This window comes from Elusimicrobiota bacterium, from assembly GCA_016180815.1.
In the GTDB taxonomy this organism is placed as follows: domain Bacteria; phylum Elusimicrobiota; class Elusimicrobia; order JACQPE01; family JACQPE01; genus JACPAN01.
In genome coordinates this window covers 83,308-99,924 of record JACPAN010000011.1, presented here as the reverse complement: position 1 = coordinate 99,924, position 16,617 = coordinate 83,308, and the positions used below count along the sequence as shown (strand labels likewise).

Here is a 16,617-nt window from a genome sequence, read left to right as displayed (position 1 = left end):
TTTCTCGTTTAAGGAGCGCTCGTGGTTTTCGCGGGATCGTTCAAGACTTTGATCGTAGCCTTGACACGAAGCCCGTCGACAAGGTCCTTAAGCTTCTTCTGGAAATTGCGCTGCTGGAGATAAGACGCCAGGTCTTCCTGCACCTCGTCGAAACGCAGAGGCGTCTTGGCCCGTTTCTCTTCGACCAAGATCAAATGATAACCGAACTCTGTTTCCACGGGATTGGAGACATCGCCGACCGGCAGGCTGAAAGCCGCTTGTTCGAATTCAGGAACCATCCAACCCTTGATAAAGTACCCCAGGTCGCCGCCTTTTTTGGCCGACTCCGTATCTTGGGAATGTTTTCTCGCCAGCTCAGCGAAATCAGCGCCGGCATCGGCCTCTTTCTTGATTGATTTTAAAGCGCTCAGCGCCTTGCTTTTCTCGGCCATGGGAGCCTTGGGTCCCACTTTAATCAGAATATGCCTGGCCCGAACGCGCTCCGTGGTGCGATCGCGGAACAGCTGGGCAAGCTTTAAAATTTCCTGGCGCTCTTCCTCGCCGACGCGCAGATTCCCGGCCGCGGCCGATGAAGCGACGACGCCCTTAACCTGATCGAAAAAACTGCGAACTTCGTTCTCCGAAGGCATCTCCACCTTGGATTTGACTTGAGTGTCCACCAGCTTGATGACATGGAGCTGTTTTTTGATGCGTTCCTCAAAATCGGTCAATGAAAGCCGCTGGCGCCGGAGTTCCGCTTGAAACGCCTTATCCGCATCCGCCTCGGCCACGGGACGCCCTTCTTCGTCTTTCTTGAAACGATTTTTGACTTCAGCGACGCCGGTTTCGATATCCTTGGCGTAGACTTTAACCCCCCGGCGCTTCGATTCCTGGAGGAGCAGCAAATCATCGATCATTTGAGCCAGCACTTTGGAACGGATTTCTTCCACCTGGGCGTCCATCAATTCACCGGGCGCGGCTCGCCTTAAATCGTCCAGCACATTGCCGACATTCGCCTCGAAATCGCTTTGATAAAGCGCTTCGCCGTTGACCGTGGCTACGGTTTTTTCCAGAACTTCAGCGCCGGACAACATAACGGCTGATGCCGTCAAAACAGCCGAAACAATCGAATAATTTTTGAGCTTAAAGCCCCAAATACGGTTTAAGACTTTCATCACGCACCTCCACCACATATTTGTCTTTCCATAGTTCCATCAAGACATCCATTTTCTTGCGCTCCAAAATCCTGCGAGCCCGCTCTTTATATTCGTCGTTGAACGAAACGGGCGCGGTGTTCTCAAGATGAATCAAATGATACCCGACTTTAGTTTCGACCGGCGGCGAAACCTGCCCTGGTTTTAAAGCCGCGGTCGCGCGCGCGAAGCTCTCATCGAGCTCGCCTTCCAAAAACGGAGGGATTTTGCCGCCCGCCTTTGCGCTGCGCGAATCAAGGGAATGCAAAGCGGCCAAACGCCCGAATTCCACTTGCGCTTGGGCTGGATTTTTGCCGCGCAGCCCTTCGAACAGATCCTCAGCTTTTTTCTTGTCCGCGACCAAAATTTGGCGCACCGCATAAAGATGCCGGTGATCGTTATAATAAGCGGCGATTTCATCGTCTGATATCTGAATTTCCCGCTCCCTCAAATCTTCGATCAAGCGATCGGCCAACAAGCTCTCCCTGTAAAGCCTCAGGGCCCTCTCCTGCTCTTTTTTGAGCCTGACGATCTCGTCTTTAATATCCTGCCGGTCGCCCAAACCCCGGTCTAAAGCCGCGCGAACCAAAATTTTCTGCTTCAGAACGGCTTCGAGCAGGGTTTTTCTGCCTTGCCCGGTTCGCAGATAAGGCACGTACTCCGGGCCCATTTCCAAGATGCGCGCTTCCATCTCCGCCTTGGTCAAATAAACGGGCCCGAGTTTAAGCAAAACAGCATCCTGATCGCCGGCGCCCGGCTTAACGCTATTACGGGCGCAAGAAACGGACAATAGAGAACAGAAGGCAAGAATCCCAAAAATCCGGCGCACGGCTTAAATCTAGCAAAAAGCAAGCGGGCGCATGGGTTCAAATGATCGCGAGGTGACTGTTAAGCATGCGCGAGACGGGCGCTTGTTTATCTTTGAGAGGACGCTCAATTACTTAGAATTAATCTGTCGTTCGATTCTGCCTATTCGATCCCTGAGATTTCGATTCTCGGCTTGCAGCGCCCTATTTTGTTCCTTCAGCAAATCGATTTCCTGACCCTGAACTTTCACCTCAGCCCGTTCGGCCTTAAGAGCTCCGGCTATAAAAGAAATGTAATCCATTGTCGGAATCGTCAAATTATCTTTATTGACTACAAATGACGGCGCCTCTTCGGCGATTAAGCCGAAATATTTTCTGTTCTGATCATCGCCCACCCGATAGCGGTATCGATAAAGAGGCATCGTTTCCAGTTCAAGCAACATCTCTTTGTAATCTCGATCCTCCACTCGTTCAATATCCTTCTTAAGCTTTCGCGAGGAGTGCGCTGAGGACGAGCCTACATAATGAATACTTCCGTTGACGTCCAACAGCACATCGGGATCATTAAATCCGATGCCGACGCGGCCGTTTTGATGGAATGTGGTGTAAGTTGGACAATTACCAAGGTCATCACAGCCTGCGATCTGGATGACATTTTCTCCCGAGGCATTCTCGCCGCCGGATATAAACCCTGCCTCCCTGTTATTGTCGCCGTCACCGAGCCCGATCCGGGTGTTGCCCCCTGTATTGATTCGCACAAAAGAGTTATCGTTACCAACAACCATGGCATAAGTTCCCGCTTGGTGTTTCAGCTCGTAGGTATTCGTAATCCCCCGTACGGAATGGTCTGTGCTCACAGTGCCGATACCGATATTGCCGCTGCTGGTTATTCTCATGCGTTCCGAAGCGGCTCCGGTGAAAAATGTTATGGGACCGGCATTGTAATTGTGAATTTTGAAATGGTTGGGGTAAGTGGCATTTGAAGGTCCGAAAAGAGTAACCGCTCCCCTGATGCTGGCCGGAGCGCTTAAATTGTAAAAACCTAAAGTGCCGTAAAGGGCGTCATTGGTGTTAAAAATGGCGATCGCAGGCGCAGCCGCACCGTGATGCACTTCAAGACGATGAAGCGCGTTGGGGCCCGTCGTGCCGACCCCGACAATACCGGTTACGACGGCATCGCCCTGCACATGCAATTTCTTTAACGGCCCGGTCGTTCCCATGCCCACATTGCCGCTGCTGGTAATGCGCATTCGTTCAGAAGGAGCGCCGCCGGTATTAAACGTCATGGGGCCGCCGGCGTCGAAATTAACGATCCTGAATTCTTTCGTCGCGTTGAATCCCCAAATGCCCGCCCACACGCCTACCCCGCTGGCCGGGTTCGTCTCCGAAAGAAAAAATCCGGTGCTGGCGCTGGCCCCGCCGTTGGAATTGCCGACATAAACCGGAACCGTGGCATTGACATTTTGGAAAACATGCAGTTTGGAGCGCGCGGGATAGGCGCCGATGCCCACATTGCCGCTGGTCGCCGCTAAAAATGTGTCGCCTACCGTACGTAAATTCTTGTAAACGCCTAAAGGCGAAGGGTACTGGGTTATCACGCGAACCTCTTCGGCCAAAAGAGGTACTCCAACTAAAATAAATAAACCGAAAACGCCTAATTTTCTGTTCATGGGACACCCCCCGCCAACACCTAATTTAAGGGTAAAGCCACGGCTCTTGATACGCAAGAATGGTCGTCACCTATTTTTGGGGAGCCGGGTTCAAAAAATGGGTCTTTTTACCGCCCGGCCGTGCGTTTTTCCAGCTTGTCCATCCTCAGCTTCAGAGCTTCGTTTTCCTGGCGAAGCACTGCAATCTGGTCATCTATCTTTTTTTCGCCTTCCCACCAATGGGGGTTGATGAAAACCAAAATCTTCCCCTCTTTGTCTTTTGACCCGTCGAACGCGCGCAGCGCCGTGCCGATGACACGCCCGGCCTTGGTCGCCCTCATGGCGTAGCCGGGTTTTATCGCCGAGGGGGCTAAGTAATCCCCTTTCTTAATGGGGCCGTTCTCTATTGTCACCTTAACCGGCACCCTGCCCGCCAAAGCCACGGCAGGCTTCCTCGGGTCGATTTTGTAGGAAGACCCTACGCCGATAAGCTGAGAATCCTCCTCAAAAAGTATGGCCGGGGCCATCGAAACAACACCCAGCGCCGTTTTTCCGGGGCGTGACTTCTCAATGAATGACGAATCGGCGTCATTGACGGCAACAACGTCCCCCGCCTCCATCTCTTCGGACGCTGCATACAATTCAGCGATATCAGCGCAATTGCCGTCCTGCTCAATGCAATTACCGGCAACGTCAAGCTTGGCGTCGGGAGAGGTGTCGCCGATGCCGACATTCGCGTTATTGGCGATGGTCAAAGCCTCGGTCCATACGCCGCCTCCCGTGATTACATTGAAAGCGTAAGCGCCGCCAACGCCGTCGTTGTCATAATCTCTTACCGTAAAGCGTAAATCATCCTCGTTGGAATTGCCGGTGTTGCCGAAAGATGTTACGGTCGCATAAAGATTAGTTCCATGATAAAAATAAACGCCTGCTGCATCTGAATCGTTTTTTCGAATGCGCAACGCGGCATCCGTTCCTCCAGCTGAACGATATATCTCTGCATGCCCACTGCCGACATCAACCTGCAATTTTTCACTAGGGGTTTCCGTGCCGATGCCGACATTGCCATTACCGAGTATGGTTAAACGGTGGGTATTGTAAGTCGCCAAAACCAATGGGGCATTCTCATACTGGACAATCCGCATATAGCTCGGAAAACTCGGATGGAGCGCGGGTTCCTTGGCGATCCAACCTCTATTGCCCCAGCCGTCCCATCCCGCACCGCCGGCGCGAACCATAAGAGCAGCATAAGCAGCGCTACCATTGTAGGCATTCTCCACCCGATGCCACAGGCCGCTATTACTATTTTTATAAACATGCAAAATTTCCGTTGGATTGCTGGTCCCAACGCCCAAATTACCGTTGACATAGGCGTCGCCCTGCACGTGAAATTTTTGCAATGGACTATTTGTGCCAATGGCTACATTGCCGCCAGTCCCGATATAGAGAGAATCCTGAGCGGAATCGTTACGAATGGTTAGAGGGGTAAACGTGGCGCCCGTTACCTTAACAAACTTAAGGGTATTGTCGCTCCAAGAAACCATCCTCCATTCTTGGGAGCCATTGTGAACCCCGATGGAAGGGCCATACGTCCCCGATGTGCCTCTTATCTGGATACCTGGATTTGTACCGCCGGCATAGACGTAGAGTTTGGCCGATGTGCTGCCCGTACCAATGCCCACATTGCCCGAAGTAACCCCCAAAAAGGTGTCCCCCACAGTGCGTATATTCTTATAAACACCTAAGGGCGACGGGTACTGGGTGATCACGCGCACCTCTTCGGCCAAAAGAGGCACTCCAACTAAAATAAATAAACCGACAACGCCTATTGTTTTACTCATGGGACACCCCCAACTTATTCAATAGATCGCGCGTTTTTATCGCCCGGCCGTGCGTTTTTCCATTTTGTCCAAGCGGAGTTTCAGGGCTTCGTTCTCCTCTGAAAGCTTTTTAACTTTGTCATTGAGTTCCCTAACCGCTTCTGTGGTCAAAGCTTCAAAACCCATAAAGGTTAGCGTTCGATACCCTTGGGAATCGACGCCTACCCATTGCGGGAAAACCTTTTCCACGTCTTGGGCGATCATGCCCATGCGGGCGCCCGTTAAATTGCCGTGCTTTCCCGGCTCTTTCCATTCATAGTTGACTCCCTTAAGCTGTAGTATTTTATCGAGGGAGCCCTCTAAGGGTTTAATGTTCTTCTTTAATCTGGCGTCGGATGAGTCCGACCAGGAGCCGCCGCCGGGTTTTCCCGCGCTGCCGTTGACCTCTAGCTTGTAATCAGGGCTGGTGTCGCCGATGCCCACATTGCCACCGCTAAGAATCGACAGCCGCTCGCTGCCATTGATGCTGATGCCGAAATCGCGGGCGCCCGAAGCCAAAACAACCATTTTTCCGTCGGCCGGGCCGCTGGGATCGGTCGCTTGGAGCGTCCATGTCGCTGAACCGCTGTTGTCATGGCGAAAGTAAAGCCCGGCCAAACCGTTATTTGTGTTATGGATCGTCAAAATCGCCGAACCTGTGCCCGCCCCGTCGCTGGCGACCTCCAATCTACCCCAAGGATTTGTCGTCCCGACGCCAACATTGCCGTTCGATTTAATAAGCATGGGAAAAGATGAGGTATTGTTGTTCCAGATGGAAAATGCATTTGGCGATGCCGCGTTGGCGCTGCCCGTCACTCCCAAATGATATGCATAATTATTGTTGTTGCTCATCATAATGTTGATCCCCGTAGCAGCGGTTCCGCCCGCCAGCCGAATCCCATCCCAGCCCGCGCTGGAATAAACATGAAGCTTGTTGGATGGCGCCGCCGTGCCCACGCCCAGGTTACCCCCCGTGTCCTGAACAATAACCCTTCCAGAAGCTGAACCGCTGCGTATATAAACATCCTTGTTTGTACCCCAGTGAAAATGGCTGCAGTTTGTATCGCCTGCGACCGTATTGCATATTCTTAAACCGTTATCGTTTGCTGTATTCAAACCTGAATAGATAGCCAGCGGCGCTGACGGACTCGTCGTACCGATGCCCACGTTGCCGCTGCTGGTTATCCTGATTCTTTCTATACCTGCGGTAGCAAAAACAAGCGGGCCGGTGGCCGTATAATTGATAATGCTAAGACTGTTAGGCAGACCCGTGGCGGATCCATAGGCAATAATATCTCCTTGCAGCGTCGATGCCTGATAAAATCGAAGATAAGCCCAGTCCGTTGTTGCATTATGACGGATAGAGACCATGGGACTCGCCCCATAGACATCCAATTTGGTCAAAGGGCTAGCTGTCCCAACGCCCACATTGCCGCCAGTGACCGCCAAAAACGTATCGCCTACGGTGCGGATATTTTTATAAACGCCCAACGGCGAGGGGTACTGAGTTACGACGCGCACCTCTTCGGCTGAAAGAGGCCACGTCAATAAAAGGAATAGTCCGAAAACGCCTGTTTTATTGCTCATATACACCCCCGTCTCTGTTTATAAGGGTAAACCGATCAACCGATGAACGCAATATGGGTTATCGTTCAATCTTGGGGAGTGGCGTTAGCGGTGCGCTTCTCCAGCTTATCCAGACGCAGCTTCAAGGACTCATTGTCCCGGCGTAAGCGCGCCATGTCGTCGGCCAGATCGCCTGACCATGCGGTAGGCTGAAGAAAAACCATAATTTTTCCTTCACGAGCGGATTGACCGTCGAACGGTTCCAAGGCAATCCCGATGACATGCCCCGGTTTGACGGCTTTCATCGCATAACCCGAACGGCTGGAAGCGGCCAAACGATCGCCGACCGCAATCGGACCGTTTTCCGAGGTTACTTTGACCGGCACACGGCCCTGCAAGGCAACCGGTTTAGCCTTTCTTAAGCCGCTGGACGTCATCAACCCCGGCTGACTGGAAATGACGCCCACGGTTTGAGCGTAAGCCGAAGACGCCTTTCGCAAACCGGCCATCTTAGCCGGATCAAACCGGCGGGCAGGCTCCTCCTCGTAACTCACATCAATCATCTCAGAGGATAAAGCCACCACATCGCCTTCCTCTAAATTCTGCTCGGCCACGGGCATCAACTCGGCCAAGTCGGCGCCGCCGCCGTTCCAGCTTGAATCCGCATAAGCATTGCCGTCGTTTCTGAAATGAAACTTTCTGTCGTTGGGATTGGGATAATCCGAATACAATTGCAGAATGGAATAGGTTTGAGTTCCGTCCTGGCTATCGATTGAAATCGTATTTCCTACGGAAGACGCGATGATTTTCAAGGCATAGTTGGAATAAGACGGCGCGGCGCCGGAAGCCCCCCCTAGGATGGAAAACCAACACATCGTGCCGGAGCCGCCCAAACACGTGCTGCCCCCCGCTTTCATATTGAAACCGGCGGATGAATTGTCCTGGCTGACGACGCGGATGGAACCGGAATCCATAATACGCACCTTCTCCCCGCTGTCCGTGCCCAACGTGATCGGGGCGCCGGCGACATAAGTGTATATATTCAAGGCATTGGGCGGTCCCCCGGCAATGCCCGAACCCCTGGCAATTAAAGCGGCTTGCTGAGTCGAGCCTTCGTAGAAGGAAAGAATGGCGTTGGCTCCGGTCCCGCCATGACGGACGCTGGCCTCGCTATTGGCCGAAGGTTCATAAACATCGAGCTTATTGATCGCGCTTGCGGTTCCGATGCCCAGCTTGCCGGACACATAAGCATCGCCCTGCACGTGCAGGCGCCGCGACGGGCTTGCGGTTCCAATGCCGACATTGCCGCCGCTGGTGATGCGCATTCGTTCCGACGGCGCGCTGCCGGTGTTAAACGTCATCGGGCCGCTGGGATCAAAATTGACGATCCTGAATTCCTTCGTCGCATTGAATCCCCAAATGCCCGCCCACACGCCCACCCCGCTGGCCGGCGCTATGTCGGAAAGAAAAAATCCGGTGCTAGCGCTGGCCCCGGTATTGGAATTGCCGACATAAACCGGAACCGTGCCGTTGACATTCTGAAAAACATGCAATTTCGAACGCGCCGGATTGGCGCCGATGCCCACGTTGCCGTTGCTCATGGCTAAAAATGTGTCCCCGGCGGTGCGCAACAGCTTATAGACACCCAAAGGCGAAGGGTACTGGGTCACAACATTAACTTGCTCGGCTAAAATCGGTGTTGACGCAACCGCAACAACGGCCATCCATCCCATCAATCGCATCAAATTACCTCCTCAACGCATAACTGCTTCTCTATATAAGGATAGGAGCCGGCGTGATGAAATGCCAGTGGGGTAGGCGGGGGGGCTAAAAAAGCTGGGTCAATTGCCGGGTGAGATCTTCAACGGTTTCGGGCGTAGGCGCTTGAGACAAGGCCAGCTTAAAAGCATGTTTCTCCGATTCAAAACGGACCCGCTCCTGGTATTGGCCTAGGAGCCACGCCACCATGCGCCCCTTGGGCTTGGCCGTGTCCTGAAACTCGAAGCGCAGGCGATCGCCGTCGATTTGTTCGAGAACGGCCAACCCTAATTGCCGGCCCAGCAGGCGCACGAGGAAAAATGTCCTCAGGTTCTTAGCCTCGGCGGGCGGCGCTCCGGCCCGATCGTGCAGTTCTTCGAAGACAAGATTGATTTGGGCCTCGGTTCGAGCGCCGGAAAGGCGCCGGTAATAGGAAACGCGCTCCATTTCGCTGGAAACATAATCCTCCGGCAAATAGGAGGAAAAATCCAAATGAATCTTAGGCCACCCGTCCTGCTGGTTAGCCGGCCGCTCTTGGTCGTCGGAGCGCCCCTCTTTGAGCTTATCCATTTCCTCTTGAATCAATTTTGAGTAAAGCTCCAGCCCCACGCGCGAAACAAACCCGTGCTGTTTCGTGCCCAAAATTTCTCCCGCCCCGCGAATTTCCAAATCCCGCAGCGCCAAACGCATGCCCGATCCCAATTGCGCAAAGTCGCGGACCGCGCGCAAGCGCTCCTGCGCCGTGGCGCTTAAATCATCCCAACGCCGGCCGCGCGGATAAAAAAGATAAGCGTAAGCTTTCAAATCCTTACGGCCGATGCGCCCGCGAATCTGATAAAGCTGAGCCAGGCCGAAATTTTCCGCGCCTTCGATGATAAGGGTGTTGACCGTGGGGATGTCCAATCCCGACTCAATGATGGATGAGGCGACCAGCACATCGCTTTCCCTCGAAAGGAAACGCTGCATGGCGCCTTCGATGGAGGAAGCGCTCATTTGCCCATGGCAGACCGAAGCGCGTAGGCCGTCCACCAATTGCTCAAGCTCGCGGACGATTTCCGGCAAACGGGCGATGTCGTTAAACACATAAAAAACCTGCCCGCCGCGCCCCAACTCATAACGGAGCGCGCGCTCGATAACGGCCTTGTCCCATGGGCCGACCACCGTCTCGATGGGCAAACGCCCAACGGGCGGCGTTTCGATGATGGAGATGCCTTTCATCCCGGATAAAGCCGAGGACAATGTCCGGGGGATGGGTGTGGCCGAACAATACAGCGTATGCACTTGGGAGCTCAAAAACTTCAGCCGTTCTTTATCCCGAACGCCGAAACGATGCTCTTCATCAACGATTAAAAGCCCCAGGTCTTTAAAGCGCACGTCTTTTTGCAGAAGCCGGTGGGTGCCGACCGCGATATCGAGCTTGCCCTGGGCCAAGGCCGCCAATTGACGGCGCACTTGGGCCGGCTTGACGAAACGCGAAAACAACCCCAAGGTCATCGGGTAAGGGGCGAAACGCTGAGCGAAGTTTCGGTAATGCTGCTCGGCTAAAACCGTGGTCGGCGCCAATACAACGACTTGTTTGCCGTTGGCGGCCGTGCGAAACGCGGCCCTTAGCGCTACTTCGGTTTTGCCGAAACCCACGTCGCCCAACAAAAGCCGTTCCATGGGTTTTTTCTCTTCCAGATCGCCGATGATTTCCTCAATGGCTTTTTTCTGATCCTCCGTCTCTTCGTAAGGAAAACTCTCCGCAAACTCCTTCTCCCAATGGGAAGACGCGCTTAAAGAAGGCGCGGGCAAAGCCGAACGCTTGGCCCACAACTTCAACAAACGCTCGCAAAATTTTTTCGCTTCTTCGCGCACGCGGGATTTGACTAAAGCGAAGCTGCGGGCATCCAGGGAGGACAAGCGGGGCGATTGGCGCGCGCCGAGCGTCACGTAGCGATGGATAAAATGCATCTCCTCAGGATTTAAAAACAGCTTGTCGCTTTTGGCGAAATCCAGTCGCACAAACTCGCCCCTGGGATTTCCCTCCATATCCAAAACTTTTTCCAGGCCGCGATAACGGGCGATCCCGAATACCTCGTGAACCACGTATTCGCCGAGTTTAAGCTCAAGCAAGCTCCTCTGAAACGTCGTTTGACCCGCCTTGCGGCCTTTTTTGGGCTTCATCGGCGCCGGCGGGCTGATTTTGACCGGCATGCGGCTAAAAATCTCGCTGGTATTGACGAGCCAAAGGCCGTTGGGTTCGTCTTTGACGCCCGAGCCCATGGCTGCGACGGACCAATGAAAATGAAGCTCGGAGCGCAAACCATCACGGCGCATCGCCTCTTCTAAAATTTCCCGAGAACGCTCTTCATCTCCGGCCGTGGGAGCGACCAGATGAATTTTATAGCCCTGCCCGGCCGCGGCAACGGCTTGTTTCAAAAACAATCCCACATTGCCCGCATAAGGATGATTAACGGTGACGTCCTGGCTTTGGGCTTGGGCTTCAAGGGATGCAAACACCCATTGCCGGGCAACCTTAAAATCAAGGGTGTTGTTTTGAAGATCCGGTCTCTCCCAGACAAGATTCCATTGCTCCCGGGCGTAATCCTTCAAGGAGCCGCCGGAACCCTCGGCTGCGGCAATAATCAAGGCCGAAGGGCGAAACGAACTGGTCAGCTGAGTTTCGATATCGAACACCCGGATGGATTCGATGGAATCTCCGTTAAAAACAAGCCTCATCGGCGACTCGTCGGCGGCCGTAAAACAATCAAGAATCTGCCCGCGAACGGCAAATTCGCCCGGCCCTTCCACCGCGTCCGCGCGGTGAAAACCGAACGCCATCAGCCGCCGGATCAATTCCTCTCGGCTCATGATTGATCCGGTTTTCAAATAAACGGCGCGCTGGGACCAGGAATCCAAACTCGCGCATTTTTTCTCAACGGCAAACGGCGTCGCCGCGATCCCCCTGATCTCGCCTTCGGCTAAAGCGCGAAGCGCGATTTGACGCGGGGCCGCTTCAGTGTCGGGCAAAAACGACAACGCCGGCTGCGGGCAACCGAGGATGGATGCTAAGGCCTCGGTTTCTCTTAAAAAATCCCTGGCTTCAAGCTCATGGTGGAAAAGAACCAGCCATTTGCCTTCGGGGGCCTGAGGATAAATAAACCGGAGGAAAAGATAAGGATGAAAAGAATTGCGAATAGGGATGGACTTAGAGGAGGTCGCGTTCATCAACCAGGCCGACCGGAATGCCCCGGCCGTCGACCACGGGCACGTTGTCGAAAGGCCGGTTTTTAAACAGCCGCCGCAAATCCTCCAGCGTCGCTTCCGGAGAAACCGAGAGCGGCTTGGGCGTCATCGCCTCTTTGACGGGCCTGGCCAAAAAACCGACGCCGTTTTTATTCAAACGCCGGCGCAAATCACCGTCCGTAAAAAAGCCGACCAAGCGGCCCGCCTTGTCCACCACATTAACGGCGCCCGAACGCGTTTTGGTCATAACCAACAGCGCCTCCCGCGTCAGGCGGTTATCGCGGATGACGGGGTTCATGGCGCCCCGGCGCATAATATCCTTGGCTTTTAAGTTCAAACGCCGGCCCAACGATCCCCCCGGATGAAGCCGGGCAAAATCCTCTCTCTTGAAGCCTTTGGCTTCCATTAAGGCCATGGCCAGCGCATCCCCCAACGCCAGCATGGCGGTAGTCGAGGCCGTTGGCGTAATATTAAAAGGACACGCCTCACGCCGCACCGGCGCGACAAGGGCGATGCTCGATTCACGGGCCAGTTTGGAATGCCGCGATCCCGTCAAACTGACGACCGGAACCTCCAAGTCCCTGGCGTAAGGAAGAATTTTTCTGATCTCATCCGTCTCACCGGAAAAGGAAAGAGCCAACACCGCGTCCCCGGCGGCCAGCATCCCCAAATCGCCGTGAAGCGCCTCGGCCGGATGCATGAATACTGCCGTGGTGCCGGTTGAGGTCAGGGTCGCGGCCAGCTTGCGCCCGATTAAGCCTGATTTGCCGATGCCGATGACGATGACGCGGCCGCGCAAGGATTTGAGAACATCGACGGCCCGAAGAAAATCGCGGCCCAGAGCCTTGCGCGTCGCGCGAAGCCCCTGCTCCTCGATCTCAAGAACGCGGGCGGCCAGCCCTAAAATTTTCCGGCTTATTTGTTGAGCCACGGCGTCACATCAGCCGGGATATCCCTGATATCCAAGGGCGGCGGGAGCTGCCTTAATAAGGCGTTGATGGCGAAATAAGCGATGATCAAACTTGCGTAAATGATGCCCAAGACTTTTAAGTGCCATTTCCATGTCGGCAGCCATAAGGGAGGGGCGGTCAAATCATAACCGCATTTTTTGCAAACCCTGGCCTTGGCTTTATTTTCCGTCGCGCACGCCGGGCATTTCAATAAAGCCGGCTCCGGCTTAAGGGACGGGGCCTGCATTTTGCTTTGGGATTCAGGCATTTTTCTTTTTAACTATAGCATCAATCGCAAGCAATGTTCGCCACATTTTTTCGACATCCTTGAGCGCGATGGAATTTGGTCCGTCGGATTTGGCCCGGGCCGGATTAGGATGCGTCTCAAAAAACAAACCGGCCAACCCGACGGCGGCCGCCGCCTGAGCCACGGGGACGACGAACTCAGGCCAGCCCCCGGTGGCCGCGCCCAAGCCTCCCGGCAGCTGCTGGGAATGCGTGGCGTCGTGAATCACCGGCACGCCGAAGCCTTTCATAATTACGAACGAGCGCATGTCCACGACAAGGTTATTGTAGCCGAACATGTACCCTCGATCCGTCAGCATCAGCTGATGGTTGCCCGCAGAACGAACTTTATCGACGATGTTGCGGCATTCCCAAGGGGAAAGAAACTGCCCTTTTTTGACGTTGACCGGCTTGCCGGTCTTGGCCGCGGCCGTGATCAAATCCGTCTGCCGGCACAGAAACGCCGGGATTTGGATGATGTCCACCACGCGCGCGGCCCATTCGGCTTGCGCCGGTTCATGGATATCCGTCAGCACGGGCACATTTAAACGTTCCCGGATCCGGCCGAGAATCTCCAATCCCTTGGTGACGCCTAAGCCGCGCCAGGATTTCATCGAGCTGCGATTGGCTTTATCGAAGGACGCCTTGAAAACAAAAGGAACCTTCAGGCGGGCGAACAGCCTCTTTAAATGTTCGGCCACCCGAAACGTCAATTCTTCCGTTTCAATGGCGCAGGTGCCGCCGATGGCGACGATGGGATTCCTGTTGCCGAAAGCGATCGGCCCGACGCGCACGACGATATCGGACACTAGTTTCTATTTGCCAACGCCGCTTTCACGAAATCACGGAACAAAGGATGAGGCTCCAGCGGGCGGGAGCGGAGCTCCGGATGAAATTGCACCGCCACAAACCAAGGATGATTTTTAAATTCAACGATTTCAGCCAAATTCTGCTTGGGGTAAACGCCCGTGACTTTCAGCCCGGCGCCCTCAAGGTTGCTGCGGTATTTGTTGTTGAGCTCATAGCGATGGCGATGGCGTTCCTCAATTTGAGTGCTACCGTAAGCCTGGGCGGCCAGGGAATGCTGTTTGATGCGGCAGGGGTAATTGCCCAGGCGCATGCTGCCTCCCACTTGGCGGACGTGGCGCTGCTGGGGCAGCAAATGAATGACCGGGTGGCGGGTCTTCGAATCGAACTCCGTGGAGTTGGCGCCTTTGCAGCGCAACAAATTTCTGGCCACCTCGATGGTCGCGGTTTGCATGCCCAAACAAATGCCGAAGAAAGGAATTTTTTTCTCCCGCGCGATGCGGCAGGTTTCGATCTTCCCCTCAATGCCCCGGTCGCCGAATCCGCCGGGCACCAGAATGCCCCTCGCCGAGGATAGTTCCTCCTCGAGATTCGGACGCTCCACGTCGATATACTGCACGCGCACCTTAGCCCGATTGGCCAAACCTCCGTGCGCCAATGCCTCCCAAATGGATTTATAAGCGTCTTTGAGCTCGGTATATTTGCCTGCCACATGGATCGTCAACTCATGATCCGGGGTTTTGGCCACATCCACCATGCGCTGCCATTGATCCAAATTGCGGTGGCCCGAACGCATCCTCAAGAGCATCAGCAATTGCTCATCAACGCCTTGGCGCGCAAAGAGCATGGGCACTTCATAAATCGTATCCACGTCCACGGCCTCGATCACCGCTTCCTTGGGCACGGAGGTAAACAACGCGATCTTGGCCTTCAATTCCTCGGTAATGCGGTGCTCGGAGCGGGCCACGATCAGGTCCGGATCAATGCCGATTTCGCGCAGCTTATTGACCGAATGCTGTGTTGGCTTCGTTTTCAATTCCTCGCTCGCCCGGACATAAGGCAGCAGCGTCACATGAACGTAAGCCACGTTGTCCCTGCCGATCTCAAGGCGCAATTGGCGCGCGGCTTCAAGAAAAGGAAGGCCCTCGATATCGCCCACGGTGCCGCCGATCTCAATGACCACCACGTCGGCGCGTCCGGACCAGAGCATCATCCGGCGCTTAATCTCAGCAGTGACATGGGGGATGACTTGGACCGTCTGACCCAGGTATTTGCCCTCGCGCTCGCAACGGATGATCGTTTCATAAATCTGCCCGGCCGTGACGTTATTTTCCTTGGACATATCCGCGTGCAAAAACCGCTCATAATGCCCCAAGTCAAGGTCCGTCTCAGCGCCGTCTCCGGTCACGAAAACCTCGCCGTGCTGATACGGATTCATGGTGCCGGCGTCGACGTTCAAATAAGGATCAAGTTTTAACAACGTCACCTTGAGGCCCCGGGAGCGCAGCAAACAACCGATGGAAGACGCGGCGATGCCCTTGCCTAAAGACGATGCAACCCCGCCCGTTACGAAAATATATTTAGTCACCTCGACGCCTCCTGCAATTCGGCCCGCGATACCGTGGCCGTTCCGACTTTGCCGACGACGATGCCCGCCGCCATATTGGCCAGATGCACCGCCTCCACCGGCGACGCCCCGGCGACGCGGCTCAACGCATAAGAGGCGACCACCGTATCACCGGCTCCGGTCACGTCAAAAACCTCGCGCGCCACGGTCGGGATATGCCGGAACTCAGGACGGCCCCGCCCGTTCAGGTTGAACAGGGTCATGCCCTGGGGGCCGCGCGTGATAATGGCCTGGCGCAGGCGCAGAGCGGACATGATTTTCTTTCCGATCGCTTCCACTGAATCATTATCCGTCTTGGGCAATTGGCCCATGCCTAAAAAAGCTTCCGTTGTATTGGGCGTCACGCAAGTGACGTTTTTATAAAGGCGCATGTTCTCCGGCTTAGGATCGACGAAAATATCGGCCCCTGTTTTTTTGACGGCGGCGACCAGCCAGGAAACCAGCCGCGGCGTGATCAGGCCTTTGCCGTAATCGGAAATAACGACTGCGTCGACGCGATTGATAATCGACTCCAAAACGCCCAGCAGGCGCGACTCAAAATCCTGGCTGATCGGCACTTTGGACTCCTTGTCGAAACGCACGACATGCTGATGCCCGGCAACCACCCTGGTCTTTAAGCTTGTCGGCCGCGTCGGGTCGAGCAAAATGCCCTCCGGGCTGACGCCCCGGTGCTCAAAATCACGCACCAGGCGCTCCCCGGCCGTGTCCATGCCCACGATGCCGCCGGCATAAACCTTGGCCTCGAGGCTGACCAGATTGAAAATCACATTGCCCGCTCCGCCCGGACGGTCCTCCTCGTTGGTGACCTCCACGACCGGCACCGGGGCCTCCGGCGAAATCCGGCTGACCGCCCCCCAAATAAAACGGTCCATCATCAAATCGCCGATCACCAGAATATTGGCTTTTGGGT

General features: G+C 54.8%; 12 protein-coding genes. All 12 read right to left on the bottom strand.

The features are described 5' to 3' along the window. Nucleotides 1–8: 8 nt before the first annotated feature. The 12 genes from HYT79_06315 to HYT79_06260 all read right to left on the bottom strand — a co-directional run bounded on the left by HYT79_06315 (nucleotide 9) and on the right by HYT79_06260 (nucleotide 16,582). Nucleotides 9–1,154 carry a peptidylprolyl isomerase gene (locus HYT79_06315; protein MBI2070200.1) on the bottom strand — a complete coding sequence of 382 codons (1,146 nt, stop codon included), beginning with the start codon at nucleotides 1,152–1,154 and terminating at the stop codon, nucleotides 9–11. After that, nucleotides 1,123–2,001 (bottom strand): peptidylprolyl isomerase, encoded by an 879-nt coding sequence (locus HYT79_06310; protein ID MBI2070199.1) that lies wholly within the window; start codon nucleotides 1,999–2,001, stop codon nucleotides 1,123–1,125. Before HYT79_06310 ends, HYT79_06315 begins: the two co-directional genes overlap by 32 nt. A 108-nt stretch (nucleotides 2,002–2,109) precedes the next feature. Further along, nucleotides 2,110–3,648 carry a tail fiber domain-containing protein gene (locus HYT79_06305; GenBank protein ID MBI2070198.1) on the bottom strand — a complete coding sequence of 513 codons (1,539 nt, stop codon included), beginning with the start codon at nucleotides 3,646–3,648 and terminating at the stop codon, nucleotides 2,110–2,112. A gap of 107 nt (nucleotides 3,649–3,755) precedes the next feature. Next, a complete protein-coding gene (locus HYT79_06300; protein MBI2070197.1) occupies nucleotides 3,756–5,468 on the bottom strand; it encodes a hypothetical protein in 1,713 nt (570 codons plus the stop codon). 36 nt (nucleotides 5,469–5,504) lie between these two features. Next, complete coding sequence (locus HYT79_06295; GenBank protein MBI2070196.1) at nucleotides 5,505–7,073, bottom strand: tail fiber domain-containing protein; 1,569 nt, start codon at nucleotides 7,071–7,073, stop codon at nucleotides 5,505–5,507. A 65-nt stretch (nucleotides 7,074–7,138) separates the two neighbouring features. Beyond that, the gene (locus HYT79_06290; GenBank protein ID MBI2070195.1) at nucleotides 7,139–8,794 is read right to left on the bottom strand and encodes a hypothetical protein; all 1,656 of its coding nucleotides are present in this window, start codon (nucleotides 8,792–8,794) and stop codon (nucleotides 7,139–7,141) included. A gap of 85 nt (nucleotides 8,795–8,879) precedes the next feature. Next, nucleotides 8,880–12,020 (bottom strand): DEAD/DEAH box helicase, encoded by a 3,141-nt coding sequence (locus HYT79_06285; GenBank protein MBI2070194.1) that lies wholly within the window; start codon nucleotides 12,018–12,020, stop codon nucleotides 8,880–8,882. Next, on the bottom strand, nucleotides 12,001–12,957 hold the full coding sequence (locus tag HYT79_06280) for a KpsF/GutQ family sugar-phosphate isomerase (GenBank protein MBI2070193.1): 957 nt from the start codon (nucleotides 12,955–12,957) through the stop codon (nucleotides 12,001–12,003). The genes HYT79_06285 and HYT79_06280 overlap by 20 nt, the downstream gene beginning before the upstream one ends. Further along, on the bottom strand, nucleotides 12,954–13,256 hold the full coding sequence (locus HYT79_06275; protein MBI2070192.1) for a zinc ribbon domain-containing protein: 303 nt from the start codon (nucleotides 13,254–13,256) through the stop codon (nucleotides 12,954–12,956). Before HYT79_06275 ends, HYT79_06280 begins: the two co-directional genes overlap by 4 nt. Further along, the gene (kdsA, locus tag HYT79_06270) at nucleotides 13,249–14,082 is read right to left on the bottom strand and encodes a 3-deoxy-8-phosphooctulonate synthase (protein MBI2070191.1); all 834 of its coding nucleotides are present in this window, start codon (nucleotides 14,080–14,082) and stop codon (nucleotides 13,249–13,251) included. The genes HYT79_06275 and kdsA overlap by 8 nt, the downstream gene beginning before the upstream one ends. After that, nucleotides 14,082–15,668 (bottom strand): CTP synthase, encoded by a 1,587-nt coding sequence (locus tag HYT79_06265; protein ID MBI2070190.1) that lies wholly within the window; start codon nucleotides 15,666–15,668, stop codon nucleotides 14,082–14,084. The genes kdsA and HYT79_06265 overlap by 1 nt, the downstream gene beginning before the upstream one ends. Continuing rightward, a complete protein-coding gene (locus HYT79_06260) occupies nucleotides 15,665–16,582 on the bottom strand; it encodes a D-glycero-beta-D-manno-heptose-7-phosphate kinase (GenBank protein ID MBI2070189.1) in 918 nt (305 codons plus the stop codon). Before HYT79_06260 ends, HYT79_06265 begins: the two co-directional genes overlap by 4 nt. Nucleotides 16,583–16,617: the final 35 nt, after the last annotated feature.